A 22589-nucleotide genomic window follows, 5' to 3' on the forward strand; every position below is an offset into this window, starting at 1 on the left:
CCCTTACCGTGAACGGACGTCTGCCTGCCGTCGCCTTTGCGGCCTTGGAAGCCCTTCAACGGGGCGGTATTCGGGTTGTTCCCATCACAGGCCGTCCGGCGGGCTGGTGCGACCACATTGCCCGCATGTGGCCGGTGGACGGGCTGGTTGGGGAAAATGGCGCCTTCTATTTTCGCTACGATGGCCGTGAAAAAAAAATGATCCGACGGTACTGGAAGTCAAAAGATGAACGATGCGCCGATCGGGCCAGGCTCGACGCCATTCAGGCGAAGGTGCTGTCGGCTGTTCCCGGATGCGCCATCGCTGCCGATCAGGCTTATCGGGAGGCGGACCTGGCCATTGATTTCTGCGAAGACGTGCCACCTCTGCCCATGCCCTCGGTTGAGGCGATCAAGGCAATCTTCGAGGCGGCCGGTGCCACCGCAAAAATCAGCTCAATCCACGTCAACGGCTGGTTCGGCAGCTACGACAAATTGTCCATGTCCCGCTTGATGTTCGAGGAAGTGTTTCAAGAAAGCCTGGATGCCGTGCGCCACCAGGTGATCTTCTGCGGCGATTCGCCCAACGATGCGCCCATGTTCGGCTTTTTCCCCTTTTCCGTGGGCGTGGCCAATGTCCGGGACTTCACGGCGCAGATGGATGCACTGCCGACCTGGGTAACCCGATCCGAGGGCGGGTTCGGGTTTGCCGAAATGGTGAAGGTTCTTCTGGATCGATGAGAACGGCGCGACACCGATGCGCAATCGCCGCCAGTTACTTGAACGTGCCTTCCTGGTTCTTGATCACCGGTTCGTGGCAGACCGTATCCGACTGGATCGAAACCGGACGACGTTTTGAAGACGTGACCCATTCCTTAATTCCAGCAGACCCAATCCCTTAATTGGCCCTCGGCCTACTTTTCCCGTTCCACCAGCCCCTTCACAAACCAGCGCTGCATGAACAACACCACCAGGATGGGCGGCAGCATGACGATCAGGGCCCCGGCCAGGGCTACGTTCCAGTCCGGTACGTCGTCCACATCCGGGATCAGATGCTGCAAGCCGATGACGGCGGTGGTCATCTCCCGGCGGGTGGTGATCAGCAGGGGCCACAGGTACTGGTTCCAGCCATAGACGAACTCGATGACCACCAGGGCCGCAATGTTGGTCTTGGAAAGCGGAAAGAGGATTTTGCGCAGGAACAGCATGGGGGTGGCCCCATCCATCTTGGCCGCTTCGCACAGCTCCTCGGGCACAGTCAGATAGAACTGGCGAAAGAGAAAGGTGCAGGTGGCCGAGGCCACCAGGGGAAGGATCAGGCCGGGGTAGCTGTCCAGGAGGCTCAACTCCAGGCGGATCTGGATGTCGTTTTGCAAAAACCAGTTCACTGCGCCTTCGATATGCAGCAGGTCCACCAGGGCCTGGATGGGGCCGAAGAGGTTGGCGGCCATCTCGTAGGTGGGCAGAATGCGCACTTCCACCGGCAGCATCAGGGTGCAAAAGACGCTGGCAAAGGCCACGCTTCTCAGGCGGTAGTCGAAATAGACCATGGAAAAGGCCCCGAGCATGGAAACGGAAATTTTTCCGATGGTAATACCGGCGGCCATGACAAACGAGTTGAAGAGCAAGGTGCCGAGGTTCCCCTTGTTCCAGGCGGCCTGGATGTTGACCCAGAACTGGTCCCCTAACACCAGGGGCATGGGCACCCGGGCCACCATCTCCAGGGGAAGGGTGGCGGCAATCAGTGCGTAGAAGATGGGAAAGCCCACCACGCAGATGCCCAAGGCCAGAAAAAAGTAAGTCAACAAATCCAGGATGGGTGTTTTTTCGACCATAGCAGGCTATCCGGCGTACTGTACCTTGCGTTCGACATACTTGAATTGCAAAACGGTGATGGTGATGATCAGGGCCATGAGGATGACCGACTGGGCCGCGGAAGACCCGAGGTTCAACCCGACGAACCCGTCCTTGTATACCTTGTAAACCATGGTTGTGGTCATGCCGCCCGGACCTCCCTGGGTGATGGTGTGAATCACACCGAAGGTGTCGAAAAAGGCATAGATGATATTCATGACCATCAAAAAAAAGAGGGTCGGCGACAACAGGGGCAAGATGATGGTCCAAAAACGGCGCGTCGGTCCGGCCCCATCCATGGCCGCCGCCTCGATGAGCGAGTGCGGAATGGCCTGGAACCCGGCCAGGAAAAAAACGAAGTTATAGCTGATCTGTTTCCAGGCACTGGCCATAACGATCATCACCAGTGCGTCAAAGCCGTCGAGGATCGGGTTCCAGTCGATGCCCAGGGTGCGCTTGAGAAAAAAGGCCACCACCCCGTAGTTGGGGTGGAGCAGGAAGAGCCACAGGATCCCGGAGATGGCCGGGGCCACGGCATAGGGCCAGATGAGCAGGGTACGGATTACCGCCTTGGCCTTCAGGGCCCGGTTGGCCTGGCTGGCGATGAAAAGGCCGAAGAGCAGGGCCGTTATGGCCGTTGCTGAGCTGAATCCCAGGGTGATGGCCACGCTTTTCAGATAGAGGGGGTCGGCGAACAGGTCACTGAAATTGTCGAACCAGACCCACTGGTTGCGCTGCCCGAAAGGATCGCTGAGCATCATGGACTGCAGGATGCCCTGGATCGCCGGCCAGTAGAAAAACGTCAGGGTCACCAGGATCTGGGGCAGGATGAGCAGGTAGGGTAAAAGACCGGACTTGAAATGGGCGCGTTTGATCATGGGATATCCGGGCGGCTGAAAAATCCGGCCGATGGGAACCGGGAGGCCGCAAAGCACCTCCCGGTCGTTCCATCGCAGCGTGCCGAAGTGATGAAGCCCCGATTACTTGTTGGTTTTTTCGAAGGACCGCAGTTGTTCGTTGCCCCGTTTGACCATTTCGTCGACGGCTTGCTGGGCCGTTTTCTTGCCGGCCCAGACATGCTCGAGTTCTTCGTTGATGATATCGCGGATCTGGATGAAGTAGCCCACCCGGATCCCGCGCGAGTTCTTGTTGGTGGTGCCCCGCATCAACTGCTTGATGCCGACTTCGTCCAAGGGGTTTTGCTCGTAATAGCCGGCTTTTTTCAGGTTTTCATAGGCCTCGACGGTGATGGGAAAATAGCCGGTCTTCTTGTGCCATAATTCCTGGTTTTCGGTTTTGGCCAAAAAGGCCATGAAGGCCGCCACGCCCTTGTTATCTTTTTCCGGATGGCCCTTCATCACCCACAGCGAAGCCCCGCCGATGATGCTGTTGAGCGGCTCTTTCATCGTGGCTTCCACCGGCATGGGAGCCGCGCTCCAGGCAAACTGGCAGGTCTTTTTCAGGGCGCCGATGCGGCTCACCGAATCAATGTAAAGGGCGGCGTGCTGGCCGGTGAAGGCCGCCTGGGGGCCCTGGAATTTCTGGCCGCTGTAGGCAAAGCGGCCGTCGCTGGTCCAGGACTGGAGCCGGGCAATATGGTTGACCACCTGGGGATTGTTGAAGGCCAGTTCGCAGTCGAGCCCCTCGTAACCGTTGGCCTTGGTGGCAAAGGGCAGATCGTGCATGGCGCCGTAGTTTTCGATCATGGTCCAGGACTGCCAGCCGGTCACCAGGCCGGCTTCCACGCCCGCGGCCACCAGTTTGGCGGTGTATTCGCCGACCTCGTCCCAGGTCCTGGGGGGACCGCTCAGCCCGGCTTTGGCCAGCAGGTCTTTGTTGTAATACATCACCGGGGTCGAGGAGTTGAACGGCATGGACAAGAGCTGGCCCTTCTCGGAGACGTAGTAGCCCAGCACGGGCTGCAGGTACTTGTTCCAGTCGATCTGATAGCCAGTGTCGGCCATCAACTGGTGCACGGGATAAACCGCCCCGGAAAGCATCATGGTCAGGGTGCCGACCTCGAAGCACTGAAGAATGTGGGGTTGCTTCTTGGCCCGGAAGGCGGCGACCGCGGCGTTAACCGCCTCGTCGTAGTTGCCTTTGTAGGTGGCCTCGACCACGTAATCTTTCTGCGAGGCGTTGAAGGCCGCCACGATCTCGTTGAGGGCGTCGGCGTTGGCTCCCTTCATCGAGTGCCACCACTGCAGGGTCGTTGGTTGGGCCAGGGCCGGTCCGCAAACGGCCACTACCAGGGCCGCGGCAGCAATCCAGACACCAAGGTTCCATCTTTTCATAGGCGTTCTCCTTTCGCTGATGTGAGGTGATTCGGTAGATGATCAGACCATGGAATCCGGCAATCGCCGGCGTTTTAGTGGTTGTGATGCACCACGAAGATTATCCTTATACCAGGGTGACCGAAACTGCAACAAAGAAGCACCGCCTTGTTTCGGCCTTGAAAGGTGCAGCCGATTGCAGTAAAGCAGTAGGCATTGTTCAGAAAAACGATTTCGTCGACTATTCGCTGTTGGGTGGAAAATGTCGCGATCGAACTGCCGGCAGGACCACCCCGGCGGCCACCCGCAATAGCGGGAAATCATTTTATCCCGGAGGAGCGTTGCATGGCCAGTGTGGTTTTGGAAAAGGTCTTCAAGCGATTTGGCAAGACCGAGGTGGTGCATGGGGTGAGCCTCGATATCCAGGACCTGGAGTTCGTGGTGCTGGTGGGCCCCTCGGGATGCGGCAAATCGACCCTGCTGCGAATGGTGGCAGGCCTGGAGGTGATCAGCCAAGGGACGATCCGCATCGGTGACCGGGTGGTCAACGACGTGGCCCCCAAGGACCGCGGCTGCGCCATGGTGTTTCAGAACTATGCCCTCTATCCGCACATGAACGTCTATAAAAACATGAGCTTCGGCCTCGAACTCCAGCGTACCCCCAAAGCCGAGATAGAGCGGCGGGTGGCCGAGGCGGCCCGCATTTTGGGAATCGGCGAGCTGTTGAAGCGCAAACCCCACGAGTTGTCCGGCGGTCAGCGCCAGCGGGTGGCCATGGGTCGCGCCATCGTTCGCCAACCGTCAGCATTCCTCTTCGACGAGCCGCTGTCCAATCTGGACGCCAAGCTGAGAACCCAGATGCGCACGGAGATCAAGCGGCTGCATCAAAAGGTTCAAACCACGGCCATCTACGTCACCCATGACCAGGTCGAGGCCATGACCTTGGCCGACCGGATCGTGGTCATGCGCAACGGTTACATCGAGCAGGTGGGCCAACCCATGGAGGTGTTCCAGAATCCGGCCAACACATTCGTGGCTGGGTTCATCGGCAGCCCCCCCATGAACCTGGTACCGGCACGCATCGTTCGGGCGGACAACACCCTGATGATCCGGTTCAACGACCGCTTCAGCATCCCACTGCCGCCAAAGACGGGAATGACCGTCGGCGAGCAAACGGATGTCATCGTTGGGCTGCGCACCGAAGATTTCACCCTGGACAACGGCAACGGTCCGTTTCCTGAGGCGTGGAAGGTGGCAGGCACGGTGGAGGTTGTGGAACCTTTAGGGGGCGAAACCCACATGCACATGGATTTTCATGGCATCCCCTTCATTGCCAAAAGCGAGGGCCGCAACGTCTTTCATGCCGGCCAGCAGCTGCGCATGGCCATGAACCTGAATCACCTGCACCTGTTCGATGCCGGCACCACCCAATCCATCTATTAATGGGCTTGATGAATGGAAAGAATAGGTGTACTTATTGCGAATCAGACTATCCGCCTAAGCATTTCCGGAACCACTTTAATCCATTTTATTTTACTCGATTCGAACACCGGAGATCGACCGTTCCAACCAGCGAGGAGGACCCATCATGCAAGTGGCCGTCAACAAAGCCGCGCAACTCAAAGCCAAACCGGATGAAAAAAAACTGGGGTTCGGCACCCTTTTCACCGACCACATGTTCAACATGGATTACAGCGTGGAAAAGGGGTGGCACAATCCCCGTATCGAACCTTACGCACCATTGGTGATGGAACCCTCCACCATGGTCCTGCACTACGGTCAAGGCGTCTTCGAGGGATTGAAAGCCTACCGCAATAAACAAGGCGGCGTACAGCTGTTCCGACCCCGGGAAAATTTCAAACGCCTGAATGCCTCCAATCGCAAGCTCTGCATCCCCGCCATCGACGAGGCCTTTGCCCTGGATGCGCTCAAACAGCTGTTGCGGGTCGAAAAGGAATGGGTGCCCAGCGCGCCGGGAACATCTCTGTACATCCGGCCGACGATCATTGCCACAGACCCCTTCCTGGGCGTGCGGGCCTCTCACACCTACCGTTTCTTCATTATCCTGAGCCCGGTAGGCGCCTACTACGCCGAAGGCTTCAATCCGGTGAAGATCATGGTAACCAGAGAGCATGTGCGGGCGGTTCGCGGCGGCGTGGGCGACACCAAGACGCTGGGCAACTATGCGGCCAGCCTGCTGGCCGGTGATAAGGCCCACAAGGCCGGCTACACCCAGGTACTGTGGCTTGACGGTGTTGAACAGAAATACGTCGAAGAGGTCGGGGCCATGAACATCTTTTTTGTTGTCGACGACGAACTGATCACGCCCATGCTGTCGGGCAGCATCCTGCCTGGCATCACCCGGGACTCGGTACTCGCATTGGGCAAGTCATGGGGCATGAAGGTTTCCGAAAGAAAAATCAGCATCGATGCGGTGATGGCTGCCCACGCCGCGGGCCACTTGAAGGAAATCTTCGGATCCGGCACTGCAGCGGTTATTTCGCCGGTTGGTGAACTTAAGTACGAAGAGAAGGTGATCACCATCGGCGACGGCCGGGTCGGCCCAATGGCCCACAAGTTTTTCCAGGCCATCCAGGACATTCAATACGGCACCATCGAAGGCCCCCAGGGATGGATCGAAGCCGTTTGACCGGTTTTTCAGCTGGGCTGTCCAGCCGACGCCTGAAGCAATTCGGATAAAACATCTCAACCAGGGAGGGTTCATGCAAGTCAGAAAAGCCGTATTTCCCGTTGCAGGTTTAGGCACCCGGTTTCTTCCGGCAACCAAAGCCATGGCCAAAGAGATGCTTCCCATCGTGGACAAGCCACTGATCCAGTATGCCGTTGAAGAGGCGCTCAACTCGGGCATCACGGAGATCATTTTCGTCACCGGGGCCAGCAAGCGGGCCATCGAAAACCATTTCGACCATTCGTGTGAACTGGAACAGCTTTTGCTCTCCAAGGGCAAGGACCTGGAACTCAAAATGGTTCACTCCCTGGTGCCGGAAACCGGCACCATCACCTACACCCGCCAGAACCAGCCCCTGGGGCTGGGTCATGCCATCTGGTGCGCCCGCAACATCGTGGGCAACGAACCCTTTGCCGTGCTGCTGGCGGACGACCTGATCAAGGCCGAGCGGCCGGTCATCGGGCAAATGATCGAGCAGTTCAACCGGTTGCAGTCATCAATCGTGTCGGTTGTGGAGGTGCGCCGCGAAGACACGAGCAAATACGGCGTACTGGACGCAGACCCGATCGTTGATCACGTGACCAGGATCCGCGGCTTGGTGGAAAAACCCAAGCCGGAGGAGGCCCCCTCCAACCTGGCCATTATCGGCAGGTATATCCTGACGCCCGAGATTTTCGACGTTTTAGAAGGCAAGGAGGTGGGTGCCCACGGTGAGATTCAGATTACCGATGCCATGGCGCGCCTGCTAAAAACCCAATCCATTTATGGCTTCCGTTATGAAGGCACCCGGTTTGACTGCGGCACCAAGGCCGGCTTCCAGATGGCCAATTTGTCTTTTTCACTTGACCGACCGGACATACGTGACCAACTGCTTCCTTTTATTCGCAATCTGATCAAAAAATTTCCGTGATGGATATCAAGCCAGTTGCTGCCGCGGGAAGAAATCTCAACGGCATCGATTATTTTCTCCTGTGGGCGGGGGTTGCGATTTCTCTGGCGGAAATCTGGGCCGGCGGGTTTCTGGCCCCCATGGGCTTTTGGGCCGGCTTTTGGGCCATTATCCTGGGCCACATTATTGGCAACACATTTATGGGGTTGGGGGGCGTCATCGGCTCTCGGTACGGCATCAGCGCCATGGTCTCGGTACGGCCCGCCTTTGGCATCCGCGGCTCCAACCTGCCTGCGGTCTTCAACATCATCCAGCTTATCGGCTGGGCCTCAATCATGCTGATCATCGGGGGTCAAGCCGGTGCCATGCTGGGAGAGCCCTTCGGAGGGATGTTGGCTGCCAGACCATTTTGGATCGTGCTTATCGGCCTGGGGACCCTCATGTGGGCCCTGGGAACCGGCAGCTCGATATGGAAAGTACTGCAAACCACAGCGGTGATCGCACTGCTGCTGGTGATTGTCCTGATGAGCTGGGTCTCCCTCGGTGAGTTCGGCGGCGGGGCGGCGGCAGCCAAGACCGACCCGATGCCTTTTATGATCGGCCTCGATCTGGTGATCGCCATGCCCATATCCTGGATGCCGCTGGTGGCGGACTACTCCCGCTTTGCCAAAAACAGCACTTCGGCGTTTTGGAACACCTGGTGGGGCTATTTTATCGTTTCTTCCTGGATGTATCTGCTGGGGTTGATGGCCACCCTGGTAACCGGCGAAACGGATCCAGGTGGGTTGATTCTTCAGACCATGGGCAAAATCGGGTTTGCGGTTCCGGCACTTATCATGGTTGTGTTTTCCACCATTACCTCCGATTTTCCGGATATCTATTCGGCCACTTGCTCCATGATGAATATTTCCCAGAAGATCAAGGCCAACACGGTCATGTGGATCGCAGGGCTTCTGTCCATCGCGGTGGCCTTGGTGTTTCCCATGGAGCAGTATGAAAACTTCCTGCTATTCATTGGTGCCATGTTCATGCCGCTGTTCGGGGTGGTGCTCACCGACTATTTTCTGCTGCGCAAAGGCCAATTAACGCTTGCGGCCATCGACACCGTCGACGGGCCTTACTGGTATTATAAAGGCGTCAATATCACAGCAGCAGTGGCTTGGGCGGCCGGCTTCGTTACGTTTGAGATTATTGCCCTGATGAAATACGCTGTCGGCGGGTCGATTCCCTCAATGCTGGTCGCCGGACTGAGCTACTATTTCATATCCCGGGGCAAAGTCTGAATCGGGAGTACGTCTAAATGGCAATCCGCGCCGTTTGCAAAATTTTGGGAACGATGTCCGCCCATCCAAGTGGCATCAGGTGCACACCTTGAACCATGGTTTTAATTTCAGCCAGGAATAATCCCATCATTTCAGCCGCTTTCATCTTGCGGTCTTCTTTTTCCACACTGCCGATTTCATCTATCCAGCGCTGCGGCACCTCGATCCCTGAAACATTCGCATTCATGAATTTACCCATCTGCGGGGACTTGAGCACCACCAGTCCCACCTGGATGGGAACATTCAACTTCGAGGCCTTGTTCATGAAGGTCTCAAAAACGTTGCGATCATAGACCGCCTGCGTTTGGAAAAATTCGGCGCCGGCGTCGACTTTTTTTTTCATTTTCATCAATTGAAGTTCCAGGGGTTCGAAATTGGGGTTTACCACGGCGCCATAGGCCATGTCCGGCGGGTTCTCGATGGGGTTGCCGGTGATGTCGTGGCCGTTGCGCAGACCCATGGCCATATCGATGAGCTGAACCGAATCCAGATCGAAAACCGGCTTGGCTTCCTTGTGGTCGCCGAGCTGGATGTGATCACCGGTGAGCAGCAGTACGTTGTCGATTCCCAGTGAATAGGCGGTGAGCAGATCGCTCTGCAAGGCAATGCGATTGCGGTCCCGGCAGGTAAGCTGATAAACTGGCTCGACACCCTTTTGCTTTAAACCAACGCTGGCTGCCAGGGACCCCAGCCGCATCACGGCGGACTGGTTATCGGTCACATTGACGGCATGCACCCAGCCCTGCAGATATTTGGCCTCCTGGGTGCAAAGCGGGTCGATATTTTTGTCGCGGTTTACGGCCCCTTTGATCGGGCCTACCTCGCCGGTGACAACGAATTCGCCTTTATCGAACAAGGTGGTTAATTTCATGGCAAATTTCCTTATTTTATCGTTTTAGTCCTGGTTGCTGACCGTGACGCTGCCAGCCTGGGAGCAAAAGGTCGCTTCGGTTTCGCTGACTTTAAGGGTGCGGGGCCGGCTCCATTTGGCGTGGTTTTTCGGCTTTTGATAGGGATCCAGCAGGGCCAGCCGTCCCAGCTTCTTGAGCCGTTCATAGATCATGACCCATCCGCAGGGACGCTCTTTATCCACTTCGCACATGCCCTTTTCAGCGCCGCCGCAGGGCCCGTTCAGCAATTGTTTGGAGCACAGGGTCATGGGACACAGGCCGCCGGTGAACTCAATCACGCAATCGCCGCACAAGGAACAGTACTCTTCGATATCGGATTCGGAAACGGTTTCACCTCCGAAAATGGTATCGCACCCCGGGTGCACCATGCCGCCATCGGTGGCATCGATGACCGTATGGACGCCCTGGCCGCATCCCAGGACTAGAAAACTGTCGGCCTTGTTCACCTGCTCCGTATAATCTTCCTGGAGCACTTTACGGGTGTGATCAAGCTTGCAAAGGGACATGCCCTGGGGGCCGGGAACGGTAAAACCCACCACATCAACGCCTCTTTTGGTCAGGCGTTCGGCCATTTTTTCGGTTTCTTCCTGTCCGCCGGAATGACATTTCCATGCGCAGTTGTTGCAGCCGACGACAAAAACCTTTTCCCCGGGTCTGATGTAGCCGACAATTTCTCCAATTTTTTTTTGTATGGTAGCGTGCATGAATGCTCCCCTCTTATTGAAAAAAGCGTTGCCCGAATTTTACGAATGCGCGTTCAAACTCCTCATAAAGAAGTTTTAAGCGGTCATTGGCAATTTCCATCGTTTGCGGTTTTTCTTCTTCTTTTTCTTTTGAGTAGCAGGCCAGGCATCGTTCGACATGGCTGGTTTTTCCAAGGCACGTAATTTTGAAATCAGCCATTAGAAAAATTTGTGCATTTTTATGGCTTGCAAAATGCTCCACCGCCGGCACGTATTCCAGTTGTATTTCCACCGACACATCCGTGCCTTCGCGGGCCAGGTTGATATAGTCGTGAATAGCCATCACCGAGCCATATGCCTGATGGGTGGTATCGAATTTAACCATCATCTCTTCGAGAGAAAAAAGGTTTTTCTCGATCTCGATTCCTGCGGCTTCCATACGGCGATAGTCCCGCTGCAAATAACGATTGGCAATCATAACGGCCTGGGAAACATGAGGGCACAGGTTGTTGGGGCAGCCTCGCGCATAGCACTTCCTGAACACGTATTCCTGTCCATCGATATCGCCGGTATATCGACTGAGGAAGATATAGGCCTGAAACGGGTGGTCGCGGTGATCAAAATCGACCGGAAGGATTTCAAACGACACCCTGGCGGAAACCGGTGCGCCACTATTTTTGAAGGAAATCAAATCGGTTACGCGATGGGGCAGAACGTTTGGGGTTGCCAATTCCATGGCATGCCTCACTTTTTCGTTTTAGGTGGTCTGTTACGGGTTGCTTTCAAGCGGCCAATGACCACAGTCTTTTTGGTTTAAAAGACGAACACCGCATCGGCTTCCAGGGCTTCCACGTTCACCGCCCCTGCGGCCGTGATGGTGGCCCCTTCAATCAGCGCCGATTCGTCGATTTCCCGTGTCTTGATACACGGGCCGCAAACCCACATCTTTCCACCCAGCTCCATGAAATCGGCAACCAGCTTTTGCATGGGGGGAAACCCGCCCCCGGGAGGCATGGTCTCGGCGTAGCCTTTTTGAGCGATGGTGACACCGTCCCCATTCAGCACGATGGTTGCCTGAACATCCATTGCCAGGGCCGCATTGGCCAGCACGAAAGGCATATGGGCGGTCTCGGACCGTTCTTTTCCGCAGGTGCACACATAAAGGATTTTTTCCTGTTTCTCAGACATGTTTAAACTCCTTATGAAGGGATTAATATTCCATTTTTAAAATTACCCGATGCTACAAAGCCCCTTGGACTATTGGGCCTGGCGGGCAAGTACCGTCGACAGATCCTCCACATCGGCGCCCGCCTTCCTGAGGTTACCCAGGCAGATGGGGCACATGGCGACAATCGGATCGTTGGATTTTTCCAGTTCGACAATTCGCCGCTCTCCGACCGCTTTGGAAAGCTTGGGCGATATGGATTCGGCCGGCCCCCCGCAACAGTTGGTGAACAGTCCCGAGCTTCTGATGGGCGCGCATTCGATATCCATGCTGGAAAGCACCTTGCGTGGAATGTCGGACAGCTCCAGATAGCGCCCGTAAAAGCAGGGGTCATGCAAGGCAATCTTCTTGTGGCCGTTTTTCGAGGTGAGATTCAATAATTCGAAATAGGTATGGACCTCGAAGCGTTCTCCCGTATATTTGGGAAAAAGGTTTTTCAACGCATAGGTGGTATGGGGATCCACGGTGATCAGTTTTTTAATGCCGTTTCGTTTCAGCTTGGCGGCCACGTACTTGGCGTGCTGCACAAAGCTATCCTGGTCGCCAAGATCGTACAGCAGGACACCGCTGTAGTCATCCAGACGGGGATCGTAAAAAAAATCCACCTTGGACTTGCCCAGGATGTCGGAAATATCCATCAGGATGCCGTCGAATTTCCTTTTTTCCCGCTCGGGGGTGATCGCCGCCAGTCCCAAACCGGACAGCCATTTGGGAATAAATTTACCGTACTTGAGATAGCCGGCCCACGGCGTATCCTCAAAGCGGGTCAAATAGGAGGTGGACGTTTCGATGTAGGGAACGAATTGATACATCAACCCGGTAAACAGCAGCGCATCCCCCTGTTGGGAGACCTTGGCTTTTTTCCACCAGCTATTGATCGCGAACTTGGGAATGCCGAACGGATTTTTGGTTTTTCTCACGTTGTCGGCGATCAGATCGATAATATCCTTGGGGTCGTACATTTAAGACCTCCTCCAGTCGGCAACCACAAAGCGTTTTAAGCCCAGAAGAACTTCTCCTGGGTCCGCCCCCCGCGGACAGGTCTGGGTGCAAAGTCCGCAGTGAAGACAGCGCCAGAGTTCCCGAGCATTTTCCAGAATCCGGTCTTTGGCGCCAAGCTGGATATAGCGGATCATCCGGCGAGGGAAATGCTCGTAAACCAGCGGGCAGATCGCCGCACAGGTGCCGCAGTTGAAACATTCAAGTGCCGTATCATTTCCATGTTCGGCGAGTTCTTGGGCAAAATCCGGGTTTACCAGTGCCATTTTTTCCTCCCTGGGGCGATCATGCCTTCAATTGGCCAGTTCGTACTTGAAGTAGCCCCCGTCTTTTTCGGCTTCCTTGATTTCGCCGTATTTTTTAAGGGCTGCCACGTACCAGAGTGTTTCCGCCGTTGAGGCGCCGGTTGCCGCGGCAATGGCTGGAACCGTTTTTGCCCCGGCCTTGAGTTGATCCAAAATGGCGTCAATGGCATTTTTCTGGTGCTTCATTTTTGTTGACGCTGCTTTGATCAAGGTTTTCCGCTCTTCACGAAGCATTTTCATGGCTGCTTTCTTGGCTTGCTGGTCCTTCTCGGGTTGATGCATTGCCTCGCCTCTTAGTTAAAATGTTGCCTTTTTCAGGTCTTATGGATTGGGGGTCAGGCCGCCACATCGGCGACGATCCGGTCGACCATGGCCTCATATTGGCTAAGGGTCCAGCCGTTGATGTCGATGGCGTTTTGCGGGCACACCGCCACGCAGGCACCGCATCCCGTACACAGCGCCGGCGTCACTTCGGCGCACGGCACCACGCGGCCATCCACATCCTTTTCCCCCATGCGCAGGGCGCCTTCCATCAGACAGGCGTCCACACAGGACCCGGTTCCATTGCATTTTGCTGGATCGACTTCAGCAACAAACGGATCCAGTTCCACATAGCCACGGCCCAGCAGGGCTGCCGCCTTGACTGCCGCCGCGCTTGCACCATTGCATGCCTCGCCGATATCCATGGGGGCCTGGCAGGTACCGGCCAGCAGGATGCCCGCCTGGGGCAATTCGACCGGACGCAGCTTGGGATGGACTTCAAGAAGAAAGCGGTCCGTACCCACCGGCAGTTTCATCATATCCACCAGTTCGGAAATCCCGGTCGGTTCCATTCCCGTAGCCAACACCACCAGGTCCGCCGGAACGTCAACCGCTTCGCCGAAGGTCAGGGTGTCTTTGACGCTGACCCGCAGCGGATAGTCCCTGGAATCCATGTTTTCAGCAACTTTGGGCGGGTCTTCCGCTTCATATCGCAAAAAAACCACCTTGTTTTTGGCGGCATCGTTGTAGCGTTCTTCCTGACCGCGACCGTATGTCCGGATATCCCGATAAAACTCGTAGACGCTGGTGCCGGGGTATGTTTGCCGAACGATCGTTGCTGCATTGAGGGTTGCCGAACAGCAGGTCCGTGAACAGTACTCGTTCAATTTTCCGGACGCGTCTTCAGGGTGAATCCCGGGAATCTGGCGGCTGCCGACGCAGTGGATCATGGCAATGCTTCTGATGGGTCTGCCGTTGACGTTCAACCGGTCGCCAGCAGCGGGTGTTTCGGCCAGGATCCGGATTAGGTCCGCCAGGGTGATGACTTCCTTAAAAACCCGGTAACCATATTCTCCGCGACGCGGTAAATAGAACTTAAACCCGGTGGCCAGCACGATGACGCCGGTTTCGATGGTGAGGGTTTCGGCTTTCACAGGAATTGGATTCGGATAGACACCGGCAAAAGGCACATAATCGCCCGGTTCGACCCCGTCCAGGCATTTCCCGTTGCGGTTATCGGCTCCCGCCGGTAAGGTCGGCGCTTGCCTTTTGACCCCGAGCGTAAAGTTGCCCACATACCCATCGAACTGCTCAACCGCCGCACAGGTGTGTACGGTAATCCTGGGGTTGGCCAGGACCTGTCCGGCAAGGTCCTGCACCAGATCCTGGGCCCTGTCCCCGGTGGGGGCAACCCGGTCGAGGCGGGCCAATTGACCGCCGATAAAGGGCGATTTCTCGACCAGGGTGACCGCGATGCCCCGGTCGGCCAGATCCGCTGCTGCCCGCAGGCCGGCGATGCCGCCGCCGATAACTGTCGCGTGAGGCGTGGCATCGACGCGAATCGGCTCCAGGGGACTGAGTTTTTCGGCCTTGGCAGCGGCGGCCGAAACCAGGCGGGTGGCCTTGTCGGTCGCGGCCTCTCCGTGATGGACCCAGCTCACCTGTTCGCGGATGTTGGCATGATCGTAAATATAGGGGTTCATCCCGGCACGAATCAGGGTGTTGCGGAAGGTGGTTTCATGGAGACTGGGCGCGCAGGACGCCACCACGACCCGGTTGACGGTTCCGCTTTTCAGGTCTTCCATGATCAGCTCCTGGCCGGGATTCGAACACATGAACATGTTGGTCCGCGCCACGGACACACCGGGCAGTTTCTCCACCCTGTCCCGGACCTTTTCCACATCGACGTGATCCGATATATTCCCACCGCAGTAGCAAATGTAGACGCCTACTTTTCCCTGCTCCGCATGGTTGTCGCTGTTTTTCTTCTCGTCGGTCATTCCTGCATCTCCTAAACGTCGGATGTCAAAACCATTTTCTCATCCACGGGCTTCCAGTTGGGTTCCACCCAAAAAAAGGATCGCGACGCCGAAAAAACTAGGCCACCGCTTTTCGGGATAGGTTTGTCCGTTCCAGATACTTGGCTGCTTCCATGGCCGCCGCCCCCGACTCGGTAATGGTGTCGACGATATCCTTGGGTCCGGCGGCCGCGCCGGCGACAAACACCCCCTCCATATCGGTGCGTGTCGGGGACAGTTTGGGCTGAATGGTTTTTATGAATCGATCCGAATCCGCCGAGACCGGACAAACGCCCTGAGGATTCCATCCGGGGATCATTCCCAATGAGAGTACCACCAGATCATGATCGGCTGTAGTCACCCCTTTGCCGTTCTGGGCTTCGTAGCGCAGAGAGACCGTTCCATTTTCGCCCTCACCGATGGAGGCGACTTTGCCTTTGACAAATTCGATGCCCATGGCTTTGGCATTCTGATAGAACTGTTCGTATCCTTTTCCAAAGGCGCGAATATCCATATAGTAAATGGTGATATCCGCCAGGGGCAGCGACCCGGAGAGGAGCATGGCCTGCTTGATGGCATACATGCAGCAGACCCGTGAGCAATACGAAACCCCCATGCTCTTGTCCCGCGAGCCGGCACACTGGATGTAGGCAATGGAATCGGGCTCCATGCCGTCCGACGGCCGCAAGACGCGGTTATAGGGACCGTGCGGGGCAAGCAGTCGCTCCATCTGCAGGGCGGTGATCACATTGGGTATCATGCCGTTGCCGTATTGCCGTTTGTTTTCTAGCGGCGTGACATCGAAACCGGTGGCCAGTATCGCTGTTTTGGCCTGGATGACAAAGTTCTCGGGCTGCTGGAAATAATCGACGGCGTCCGTTGGACACACCTTGGCACACTTGCCGCAGAGCATGCAGTTTTCGACGTCCAATATAGCCGTTTGCGGTATGGCGTTGGAAAAGGGTATGGCGATGGCTTTTGTGGCTGAAAATCCACCCTGCTCACCGTCGTCGACGTAAACGGGGCAGTTGTATTCGCATTGCCGGCAGCCGATGCATTTCTGTTCATCGACATAGCGGGGTCGTTGGGTGACGGCCGCCCTGACCATTCCCGTCTGACGGTCCAGAGAAACGATATCACAATAGGTGAACAGGCGGATATTGTCATGATGGGCGGCAGCCGCCATCTTGGGCGTGGTGATGCAACTGGCACAATCGAGGGTGGGAAACACCTTGGACAGGCGGATCATTTTCCCCCCGATGGATGCATCCTTGTCTACAATCGCTACCTGGAATCCCTGATCCGCCAGATCCAGGGCCGACTGCAGACCCGCGATGCCGCCGCCGACAACCAGTGCATCAAATTCTAATACGCGCGTGGCGTCCATTCATTCCTCCTGTTAAAAACCGCCTGGTCCGAAACCGCGCCCGTTGACGGCGGCCGACAATCCCGTCGTCAACGGCACGCGGTGGTCCCGTTCGGCGAACGTTCAATGGGAAGCGAAAACCGGCGGTCCCAGTTCGCTGACCAGGTTGTTCATTTGATTGACCTCGTTGAGAAAGGCCCGGTTGCACACCGTGCAGATGGCTGTCAGCCTCAGTCGCCGGATATCCAGGCCCTGCTCCTTCATGTTGGCGTAGACCCGGTCCAATCGTTTGGCCAGGGCCTTGTATGCCCCCTCGTATGGACACTCTTCACCGCAGGACATGACGAGGATGCCGCCGATGCCTTTTTTGAAGCAGTCGATATAGAAATGCTCCGGAAAGAGAACCGGCGCTCGTACCCTGAGGATATAGGTGTTTCCGGGGTAGCTCGAATGGGACTGCCCAACGGAATCTGCGCCCGGGTATGCGCAACTGTCAGTGGCCAGAATGAGGATTTTTTCCGGGTTCCCATTTTTTCCATTGGCTGCCATATCGCTTCGCCTATTTGTTTCTTTTCACAAAGTGTTTGTCGTACCCATCCGCCTCAATGACGCCCAGGTATGCGTGACCCACTTTCTTTGACCAGGCGGGAATGTCGGTCCGCGTCCCTGAATCGTTGGAGTAGATTTCAAGTACTTCGCCAACCTTGACCTTGCCGATGCCCTTTTTGGCCTCCAGTAAGGGGCCGGGGCATGCGCTTCCCCTGGCGTCTACGGTACTTGCCGCTTCAACGGAACTCAAATCGATTGCTGACATGATGAATCTCCTTGTTGTTGGTGTGTTTTCGGTGACTGCTTTTTTCTTAGTATCAGTCGCATGAACGGATCTTCTCCCAACCGGTTTTCTATAGATAACAGGTCATAATCCGTTTGCGGCAGAATCAGCAGGACGTCTTTCAAGATGGCGGCATCGATGCGGGTGACACCGGCGCATATCTCCATCTCCTCGCCCGGCGTCATCTGTCTGAAAGCATTGGCAACCTGTAGCAGGGAAAAGGGAATCAGGGTTTCACGAAGATCGAAGGTTAACATGGTGGCTCTTGTATCTCCGAAAATGAATATAACCGGTTCGATGACGGTTTTCTTTAGAGCAATGGGAATGCCATCATGTGAAAAACCGGGTAGAAAACAAAAAAAACAAATTAAAACAAATTATTAAAATGATTTTTAGGATTGACAAAAGGATCGTGGTCGTTTTGAATATTGGCAAGAGACTGTTCATGTGTTAACCTTTTGGACATTCAAACTGTTAACAATTTGAACGAGTGTTGCGCCTATGAATACTTTTGACCTGAACTATTACTGGAAGTCCGTTGTGGATACGATCCAGGACGGCGTCATGATCGTAAATCCGGAAGGCATTGTCATCTCCGCCAACCGGGCGTTCGAGGAAATTACCGGATATGTCCGGCACGAAATTGTCGGGAAACGCTGCACCACGCTCAACTGCACGTCCTGCGAAATCGCACGCCGGGAAGAAGGCTGCCACTGGTGTGTCATGTTTAAAAAGGGCCACTTGAACCGGCAGAAATGCAGCATCACCCGCAAAGACGGCCGCATCGTCCATATCCTCAAAAATGCCTCGGTGCTCAGGGATACAGACGGGGAGGTTACGGGCGCCGTCGAGACCATGACCGACATCACCGATCTGGTGGCCAAAGACACGCAGATTGAAAGCTACCGCCGGGAATTGGATGCCGAGGACCGTTTTTACGGCATGATCGGCATCAGCGACTCCATGCAGCGCGTGTTCGAACTGATCTCCAACGCCGCCCGATCCGATGCCCCGGTGATTATTTATGGCGAAAGTGGCACGGGCAAGGAGATGGTGGCCAGAGCCATCCATGCTGCCGGCGCCCGTGGCAGACAGCCATACATGAAGGTCAATTGCGCAGCCCTGAACGAATCCCTTCTGGAAAGCGAGCTGTTCGGCCATGTAAAAGGCGCCTACACCGGCGCTCACAAAAGCCGTGAAGGCCGGTTCGAAGCGGCCAATGGCGGTGATATCTTTCTTGATGAAATCGGGGACTTGCCGCTATCCACCCAAGTCAAACTATTGCGTGTGCTCGAAGAAAAGGTAGTAGAGCGGGTGGGTGACAACCGGTCCATCAACGTCGACGTGCGCATCATTTCCGCGACCAACCGCCACCTATCGGACCTTATCGCCGAAGGGTCATTCCGTGAGGATTTTTATTACCGGATCAATGTCATCCCCATTCGCGTTCCCCCGCTGCGGGAACGGTTCGAGGACATACCGCTGCTGGCACGATCATTTTTCAACCGAACCTTGCTGAAAAGCGATAAAAAACTTGGCGGCATCTCAAAAACAGCCATGGACTATCTTGTCGCCTACCACTGGCCAGGTAACGTACGGGAGCTGAAAAGCGCCTTTGAATTTGCATTTGTCAGCTGTCCTGGCGGCATGATCGGCACCGACCACCTGCCGCCTCAGATTAGCGCGACCCTGCCAACCTGCAGGGAGGTTCGGATCCCGCCAGCCGAAAGCATGGACGATGTAAAGCGGCGACGGCTGACCGAAGCCCTCAAACAAACCAACGGCAATCGATCCGAAGCCGCACGGCTGCTGGGTCTTTCCAGAACCAGCGTGTGGAACCAGATTAAAAAATACAACCTTTACCGGTAGCTGAACCAAACAAATCAAACGTTGGCATACCGTTTGCTTTATTTTTCTGCAGAGTAAGCAATCAATACCTCCATTTTGATTCACTCAACCTTACTCTCACCTCCTGAAGCCTGGACACGATGAAATGTATGCGCATCGTGTCCGGGCCTCCTCATTTTTGGCACAAATGTTGTAATATGCGGGGAAAGATGAAATCATCCTACAGCGCTTCAAGGCCTCGGAATTCAGGCCAACACCAATCAAGGAGGAATCGATCCATGTCCGAGTTTGTCACCGAAATCGAAAACAACCAGTTCGACCAGCAGGTTCTCCAACAAGCCAAACCCGTAATCGTTGATTTTTGGGCACCCTGGTGCGGCCCCTGCAAGGCCATGGCACCAGCGTTCGCCGCGCTGGCGGAAGCCTACCAGGATGATATGATTTTTACCAAGTGCAACGTGGATGACCACCCAGCCGTCGCCGAGCGCTACGGCATCAAGTCCATCCCCACCCTGATGATCTTTCAGGGAAGAAAAGCCGTCAACGCCATCACTGGCATGGTATCCCAGGGCGTTCTCGAAGATGCGATCAAAAAGGCCCTTGCCGGAAAAACAATGCCGACGCCGTTCATCGTCAACTAGCATCGTTTATCGAAGTTGATCGATTGCCGGGCTTGTCGTAGCGATGAGGAAGATGGTTATTCGTGTTAGTCGGCAACACGTGTCACCCCCATCTGAAATCGTTGATGCGATAAGATCGGCAATTCCATGGTTTAAAAATCCGCAGAGACGCCGAACCATTTCCAGAAATACACTGCCCCACCCTGCAGCGGTCCGAGGGAAAAAGCAGCATGGTAACGCTACCAATCGTCCTCAACGTGTTTAGGTAACGGTGCCGGCCCGATCCATGTACCGGCCGGCCCTTGCCCCTGGTCTCGATCCCAATCCAGAGGCTTTTCCCCAGGTCGGCGTGCATGGCCACCACCTTTCGGGACAAAGCGGTCGTCAAGCGACCGGGTATCTCGAGTAGGGAAGGCCCTACACGCCCCAGTTGGCATAAAAATTGAGATGCACCATTGATAACTCAATGCCATGCTGGAGAATCAGAGTCGCTAATGACCGATCCCGCCAAAATATGATTGCGCGCTTCGTCGATTTTCAGTTCCAAAAGAAGCTCCCTCAAGCGCTTGAAACGACAGCACATGCCAAAAAAGGAGACTGCCATGCAACGACTTTTTGAAAAAATGACTCTGGGGACGCTGACGCTTGCCAACCGGTTCATCTTTCCACCGATTAAGACGGCTTGCGGCACGCCGAAGGGCAATGTGACCGATCGGCATCTAACCTACTATGGGCAAATTGCCGAACATGGGCCGGGATTGTTAATCCTTGAGCCGGTGGCGGTCACTGTGGAGGGCAAGGAACATCCCAAACAACTGTGCGTCCATCATCCGGAAAGTGCCGACGAACTGAAAAAAATCGTAGCTGTGATCCATACAAAAGACCGGTTGGCATGCTTGCATCTCAACCACGCCGGTGCAGCGGCCAACCCCAAAGCAACGGGCATCAATCCCAAAGCCCCCTCGACCATGACCTGTCCAACCACCGGCGCGACCTCCGAACCGCTGACCGAACCGGAAATAGGCGCAATTGTAGATGGATATCGATCGGCAGCGGAAAAGGCCTCGCTATCCGGTTTTGATGCGATCGAAGTCCAGGGCGGCCACGGATACCTGGTGTCGCAGTTTCTCAACGGGAAAACCAACCAGCGAACGGATCGCTACGGCCAGAACCGCCTGCTGTTCGCCCGGGAGGTGCTGGCGGCGGTAAACGCAGGTGCCCCGAATCTTCCCTGCATCCTGCGGATATCCGGCAGTGAAATGTCGCCGGCGTTCGGTATCCAACCGGAGGATCTGGCGCCCCTGCTGAAATTGGCGGCTACTACCGGAATCTGTGCCGTTCATGTGGGGATGGGCTCGGCATGCTTCAGTCCGCCATGGTATTTCCATCACGCCCGCTTGCCTGAAAAACCCCAGATGGATGCACTTGCCTGGGTCCGCGCGCAAACCGATTTACCCTTGATTGCGGCCGGCCGGATGGGTCGCCTGGACCGCGCTATTCAGGTAATCGATGAAGGTCTGGCCGACCTAGTCGCATTGGGCCGCCCCCTGATTGCCGATCCTGACCTGATCGAGAAGTGGCAATCCGGGAAACCCGATGAGGTGAAAGCATGCGGGTACTGCCTGCAGGGATGCCTGCACCGTGTCAAAAATGGAGAGCCCATCGGATGCAACGTCAATCCGGAGATCGGGCAGCCGGCCTTGGAACAATCGGCTCACCCCATGAATGTTCTGGTGGCCGGCGGCGGGCCGGCCGGGATGAGCGCCGCTCTGTACCTTTCCAAACGCGGACACCGGGTCACATTGGCCGAAAAGGAAAAGCAGCTCGGCGGGCAGTTCAACCTGGCGTGGCAGGCACCGGGTAAACAGAAGATGCAGGACAGTCTGGACAATCTGGCATGCAGCGCTATAGCCCATGCCGAGGTTGTGCTGACTGGAAAAACCGTGGACAAAGCTCTGATCAATGACATTCGACCGGATCTGCTGGTATGGGCTACTGGGGCTCATCAGAAAATTCCTGAGATCCAGGGGCTCGACCGCCAGTACACCATGACGTCCCTGGAATACTTCAGCGGCGCGAAACCGGTCAGGGGGCCGCGGGTCCTGGTGATCGGCGCCGGCCGGACCGGGCTTGAAATCGCGGAAAAACTCGGTAAGGAGGGTCTGGATGTGACTGCCACCAAACGCACGGATCCCATCGGCAGCATGATGGAGATGATCACCAAGAAGCTGACCCTGATGCACATCGACCAAATGAACAACGTGACTCTGATGCCTCACACGACAGTCAAGGCCTTCGAAGCCGACAGGGTGGTGGTGGAAAAGGATGGCGAAACCCTGGCCTTGGAACCATTTGAGACGGTCATTTTGGCTTCGGGGATGCTATCCGCACCCCGGCCGGAACCGGCCATCGAAAAGGCTGCGGCAGCCGTCGAGGTGATCGGCGACGCTGAAAGGGTCATGGACATTTACACGGCCGTACATGCCGGCTACGCGCTGGCACTAAAGTACTAGGAG

Annotated in this window: 23 protein-coding genes; 8 read left to right on the forward strand and 15 right to left on the reverse strand. The window is 55.9% G+C overall.

Translation table 11 applies throughout. From position 1 onward, the window contains the following. Positions 1-719: HAD-IIB family hydrolase (locus R6V78_RS12795; RefSeq protein WP_410289752.1), on the forward strand; the 719-nt coding region annotated here is incomplete at its 5' end. Positions 720-892: 173 nt separating this feature from the next. Here R6V78_RS12795 and R6V78_RS12800 read toward each other — a convergent pair. The 3 genes from R6V78_RS12800 to ugpB form a co-directional block, all read right to left on the reverse strand. Next, positions 893-1813 carry an ABC transporter permease subunit gene (locus R6V78_RS12800; RefSeq protein WP_410289753.1) on the reverse strand — a complete coding sequence of 307 codons (921 nt, stop codon included), beginning with the start codon at positions 1811-1813 and terminating at the stop codon, positions 893-895. 6 nt (positions 1814-1819) lie between these two features. Then, positions 1820-2710 (reverse strand): sn-glycerol-3-phosphate ABC transporter permease UgpA, encoded by an 891-nt coding sequence (gene ugpA, locus R6V78_RS12805; protein WP_410289754.1) that lies wholly within the window; start codon positions 2708-2710, stop codon positions 1820-1822. A 102-nt stretch (positions 2711-2812) separates the two neighbouring features. Next, the gene (gene ugpB / locus R6V78_RS12810) at positions 2813-4126 is read right to left on the reverse strand and encodes a sn-glycerol-3-phosphate ABC transporter substrate-binding protein UgpB (protein ID WP_410289755.1); all 1314 of its coding nucleotides are present in this window, start codon (positions 4124-4126) and stop codon (positions 2813-2815) included. A gap of 324 nt (positions 4127-4450) precedes the next feature. Here ugpB and R6V78_RS12815 point away from each other — a divergent pair, with 324 nt between their 5' ends. The 4 genes from R6V78_RS12815 to cytX all read left to right on the forward strand — a co-directional run bounded on the left by R6V78_RS12815 (position 4451) and on the right by cytX (position 8966). Next, positions 4451-5548 carry an ABC transporter ATP-binding protein gene (locus R6V78_RS12815; RefSeq protein ID WP_410289756.1) on the forward strand — a complete coding sequence of 366 codons (1098 nt, stop codon included), beginning with the start codon at positions 4451-4453 and terminating at the stop codon, positions 5546-5548. 145 nt (positions 5549-5693) lie between these two features. After that, positions 5694-6755, forward strand: coding sequence for a branched-chain amino acid aminotransferase (locus R6V78_RS12820; RefSeq protein ID WP_410289757.1), 1062 nt, complete (start codon positions 5694-5696; stop codon positions 6753-6755). 73 nt (positions 6756-6828) lie between these two features. Next, entirely contained in the window at positions 6829-7704 is an 876-nt protein-coding gene (gene galU / locus R6V78_RS12825) for a UTP--glucose-1-phosphate uridylyltransferase GalU (protein ID WP_410289758.1), read from the forward strand. Next, positions 7704-8966: a putative hydroxymethylpyrimidine transporter CytX gene (gene cytX / locus R6V78_RS12830; protein ID WP_410289759.1), complete on the forward strand. Its 1263-nt coding sequence runs from the start codon at positions 7704-7706 to the stop codon at positions 8964-8966. Before galU ends, cytX begins: the two co-directional genes overlap by 1 nt. A 13-nt stretch (positions 8967-8979) precedes the next feature. On the opposite strand, the gene R6V78_RS12835 is transcribed toward cytX, so the two are convergent. The 12 genes from R6V78_RS12835 to R6V78_RS12890 form a co-directional block, all read right to left on the reverse strand. Further along, positions 8980-9876, reverse strand: a complete 897-nt coding sequence (locus R6V78_RS12835; protein WP_410289760.1) for a methylenetetrahydrofolate reductase — start codon at positions 9874-9876, stop codon at positions 8980-8982. Positions 9877-9900: 24 nt separating this feature from the next. Next, complete coding sequence (locus R6V78_RS12840) at positions 9901-10620, reverse strand: methylenetetrahydrofolate reductase C-terminal domain-containing protein (protein WP_410289761.1); 720 nt, start codon at positions 10618-10620, stop codon at positions 9901-9903. Positions 10621-10633: 13 nt separating this feature from the next. Continuing rightward, complete coding sequence (locus R6V78_RS12845) at positions 10634-11335, reverse strand: hypothetical protein (protein ID WP_410289762.1); 702 nt, start codon at positions 11333-11335, stop codon at positions 10634-10636. A 77-nt stretch (positions 11336-11412) separates the two neighbouring features. Further along, positions 11413-11787, reverse strand: coding sequence for a DsrE family protein (locus R6V78_RS12850; protein ID WP_410289763.1), 375 nt, complete (start codon positions 11785-11787; stop codon positions 11413-11415). Between the two features lie 69 nt (positions 11788-11856). Then, positions 11857-12786 carry a (Fe-S)-binding protein gene (locus R6V78_RS12855; RefSeq protein ID WP_410289764.1) on the reverse strand — a complete coding sequence of 310 codons (930 nt, stop codon included), beginning with the start codon at positions 12784-12786 and terminating at the stop codon, positions 11857-11859. Further along, positions 12787-13089, reverse strand: coding sequence for a 4Fe-4S dicluster domain-containing protein (locus tag R6V78_RS12860; RefSeq protein ID WP_410289765.1), 303 nt, complete (start codon positions 13087-13089; stop codon positions 12787-12789). A 27-nt stretch (positions 13090-13116) separates the two neighbouring features. After that, positions 13117-13410: a hypothetical protein gene (locus R6V78_RS12865; protein WP_410289766.1), complete on the reverse strand. Its 294-nt coding sequence runs from the start codon at positions 13408-13410 to the stop codon at positions 13117-13119. 53 nt (positions 13411-13463) lie between these two features. After that, complete coding sequence (locus R6V78_RS12870) at positions 13464-15389, reverse strand: CoB--CoM heterodisulfide reductase iron-sulfur subunit A family protein (RefSeq protein WP_410289767.1); 1926 nt, start codon at positions 15387-15389, stop codon at positions 13464-13466. 97 nt (positions 15390-15486) lie between these two features. Continuing rightward, complete coding sequence (locus tag R6V78_RS12875) at positions 15487-16794, reverse strand: FAD-dependent oxidoreductase (RefSeq protein WP_410289768.1); 1308 nt, start codon at positions 16792-16794, stop codon at positions 15487-15489. Positions 16795-16896: 102 nt separating this feature from the next. Further along, entirely contained in the window at positions 16897-17322 is a 426-nt protein-coding gene (locus tag R6V78_RS12880; protein WP_410289769.1) for a hydrogenase iron-sulfur subunit, read from the reverse strand. A 10-nt stretch (positions 17323-17332) separates the two neighbouring features. Next, complete coding sequence (locus R6V78_RS12885) at positions 17333-17587, reverse strand: sulfurtransferase TusA family protein (RefSeq protein ID WP_410289770.1); 255 nt, start codon at positions 17585-17587, stop codon at positions 17333-17335. After that, positions 17569-17862 carry a sulfurtransferase TusA family protein gene (locus tag R6V78_RS12890; protein WP_410289771.1) on the reverse strand — a complete coding sequence of 98 codons (294 nt, stop codon included), beginning with the start codon at positions 17860-17862 and terminating at the stop codon, positions 17569-17571. Before R6V78_RS12890 ends, R6V78_RS12885 begins: the two co-directional genes overlap by 19 nt. Before the next feature lie 244 nt (positions 17863-18106). Here R6V78_RS12890 and R6V78_RS12895 point away from each other — a divergent pair, with 244 nt between their 5' ends. The 3 genes from R6V78_RS12895 to R6V78_RS12905 all read left to right on the forward strand — a co-directional run bounded on the left by R6V78_RS12895 (position 18107) and on the right by R6V78_RS12905 (position 22586). Beyond that, complete coding sequence (locus R6V78_RS12895; protein WP_410289772.1) at positions 18107-19474, forward strand: sigma-54 interaction domain-containing protein; 1368 nt, start codon at positions 18107-18109, stop codon at positions 19472-19474. Positions 19475-19662: 188 nt separating this feature from the next. Continuing rightward, entirely contained in the window at positions 19663-20094 is a 432-nt protein-coding gene (trxA, locus tag R6V78_RS12900) for a thioredoxin (protein WP_410289773.1), read from the forward strand. A gap of 581 nt (positions 20095-20675) precedes the next feature. Next, positions 20676-22586 (forward strand): FAD-dependent oxidoreductase, encoded by a 1911-nt coding sequence (locus R6V78_RS12905; protein ID WP_410289774.1) that lies wholly within the window; start codon positions 20676-20678, stop codon positions 22584-22586. Positions 22587-22589 lie beyond the last annotated feature (3 nt).

The organism is Desulfosarcina sp. (assembly GCF_046496365.1).
Taxonomy (GTDB): domain Bacteria; phylum Desulfobacterota; class Desulfobacteria; order Desulfobacterales; family Desulfosarcinaceae; genus Desulfosarcina.

What these genes read in the sequence shown, in the direction of transcription:
- R6V78_RS12875 (WP_410289768.1), bottom strand. Translation starts at nt 16,794, where the DNA reads ATGGACGCCACGCGCGTATTAGAATTTGATGCACTGGTTGTCGGCGGC.
- galU (WP_410289758.1), top strand. Translation starts at nt 6,829, where the DNA reads ATGCAAGTCAGAAAAGCCGTATTTCCCGTTGCAGGTTTAGGCACCCGG.
- R6V78_RS12845 (WP_410289762.1), bottom strand. Translation starts at nt 11,335, where the DNA reads ATGGAATTGGCAACCCCAAACGTTCTGCCCCATCGCGTAACCGATTTG.
- R6V78_RS12835 (WP_410289760.1), bottom strand. Translation starts at nt 9,876, where the DNA reads ATGAAATTAACCACCTTGTTCGATAAAGGCGAATTCGTTGTCACCGGC.
- R6V78_RS12800 (WP_410289753.1), bottom strand. Translation starts at nt 1,813, where the DNA reads ATGGTCGAAAAAACACCCATCCTGGATTTGTTGACTTACTTTTTTCTG.
- R6V78_RS12890 (WP_410289771.1), bottom strand. Translation starts at nt 17,862, where the DNA reads ATGTTAACCTTCGATCTTCGTGAAACCCTGATTCCCTTTTCCCTGCTA.
- R6V78_RS12880 (WP_410289769.1), bottom strand. Translation starts at nt 17,322, where the DNA reads ATGGCAGCCAATGGAAAAAATGGGAACCCGGAAAAAATCCTCATTCTG.
- trxA (WP_410289773.1), top strand. Translation starts at nt 19,663, where the DNA reads ATGAAATCATCCTACAGCGCTTCAAGGCCTCGGAATTCAGGCCAACAC.
- R6V78_RS12865 (WP_410289766.1), bottom strand. Translation starts at nt 13,410, where the DNA reads ATGCATCAACCCGAGAAGGACCAGCAAGCCAAGAAAGCAGCCATGAAA.
- R6V78_RS12855 (WP_410289764.1), bottom strand. Translation starts at nt 12,786, where the DNA reads ATGTACGACCCCAAGGATATTATCGATCTGATCGCCGACAACGTGAGA.
- R6V78_RS12885 (WP_410289770.1), bottom strand. Translation starts at nt 17,587, where the DNA reads ATGTCAGCAATCGATTTGAGTTCCGTTGAAGCGGCAAGTACCGTAGAC.
- R6V78_RS12860 (WP_410289765.1), bottom strand. Translation starts at nt 13,089, where the DNA reads ATGGCACTGGTAAACCCGGATTTTGCCCAAGAACTCGCCGAACATGGA.
- cytX (WP_410289759.1), top strand. Translation starts at nt 7,704, where the DNA reads ATGGATATCAAGCCAGTTGCTGCCGCGGGAAGAAATCTCAACGGCATC.
- R6V78_RS12870 (WP_410289767.1), bottom strand. Translation starts at nt 15,389, where the DNA reads ATGACCGACGAGAAGAAAAACAGCGACAACCATGCGGAGCAGGGAAAA.
- R6V78_RS12850 (WP_410289763.1), bottom strand. Translation starts at nt 11,787, where the DNA reads ATGTCTGAGAAACAGGAAAAAATCCTTTATGTGTGCACCTGCGGAAAA.
- ugpA (WP_410289754.1), bottom strand. Translation starts at nt 2,710, where the DNA reads ATGATCAAACGCGCCCATTTCAAGTCCGGTCTTTTACCCTACCTGCTC.
- R6V78_RS12895 (WP_410289772.1), top strand. Translation starts at nt 18,107, where the DNA reads ATGAATACTTTTGACCTGAACTATTACTGGAAGTCCGTTGTGGATACG.
- R6V78_RS12815 (WP_410289756.1), top strand. Translation starts at nt 4,451, where the DNA reads ATGGCCAGTGTGGTTTTGGAAAAGGTCTTCAAGCGATTTGGCAAGACC.
- R6V78_RS12820 (WP_410289757.1), top strand. Translation starts at nt 5,694, where the DNA reads ATGCAAGTGGCCGTCAACAAAGCCGCGCAACTCAAAGCCAAACCGGAT.
- R6V78_RS12840 (WP_410289761.1), bottom strand. Translation starts at nt 10,620, where the DNA reads ATGCACGCTACCATACAAAAAAAAATTGGAGAAATTGTCGGCTACATC.
- R6V78_RS12905 (WP_410289774.1), top strand. Translation starts at nt 20,676, where the DNA reads ATGCAACGACTTTTTGAAAAAATGACTCTGGGGACGCTGACGCTTGCC.
- ugpB (WP_410289755.1), bottom strand. Translation starts at nt 4,126, where the DNA reads ATGAAAAGATGGAACCTTGGTGTCTGGATTGCTGCCGCGGCCCTGGTA.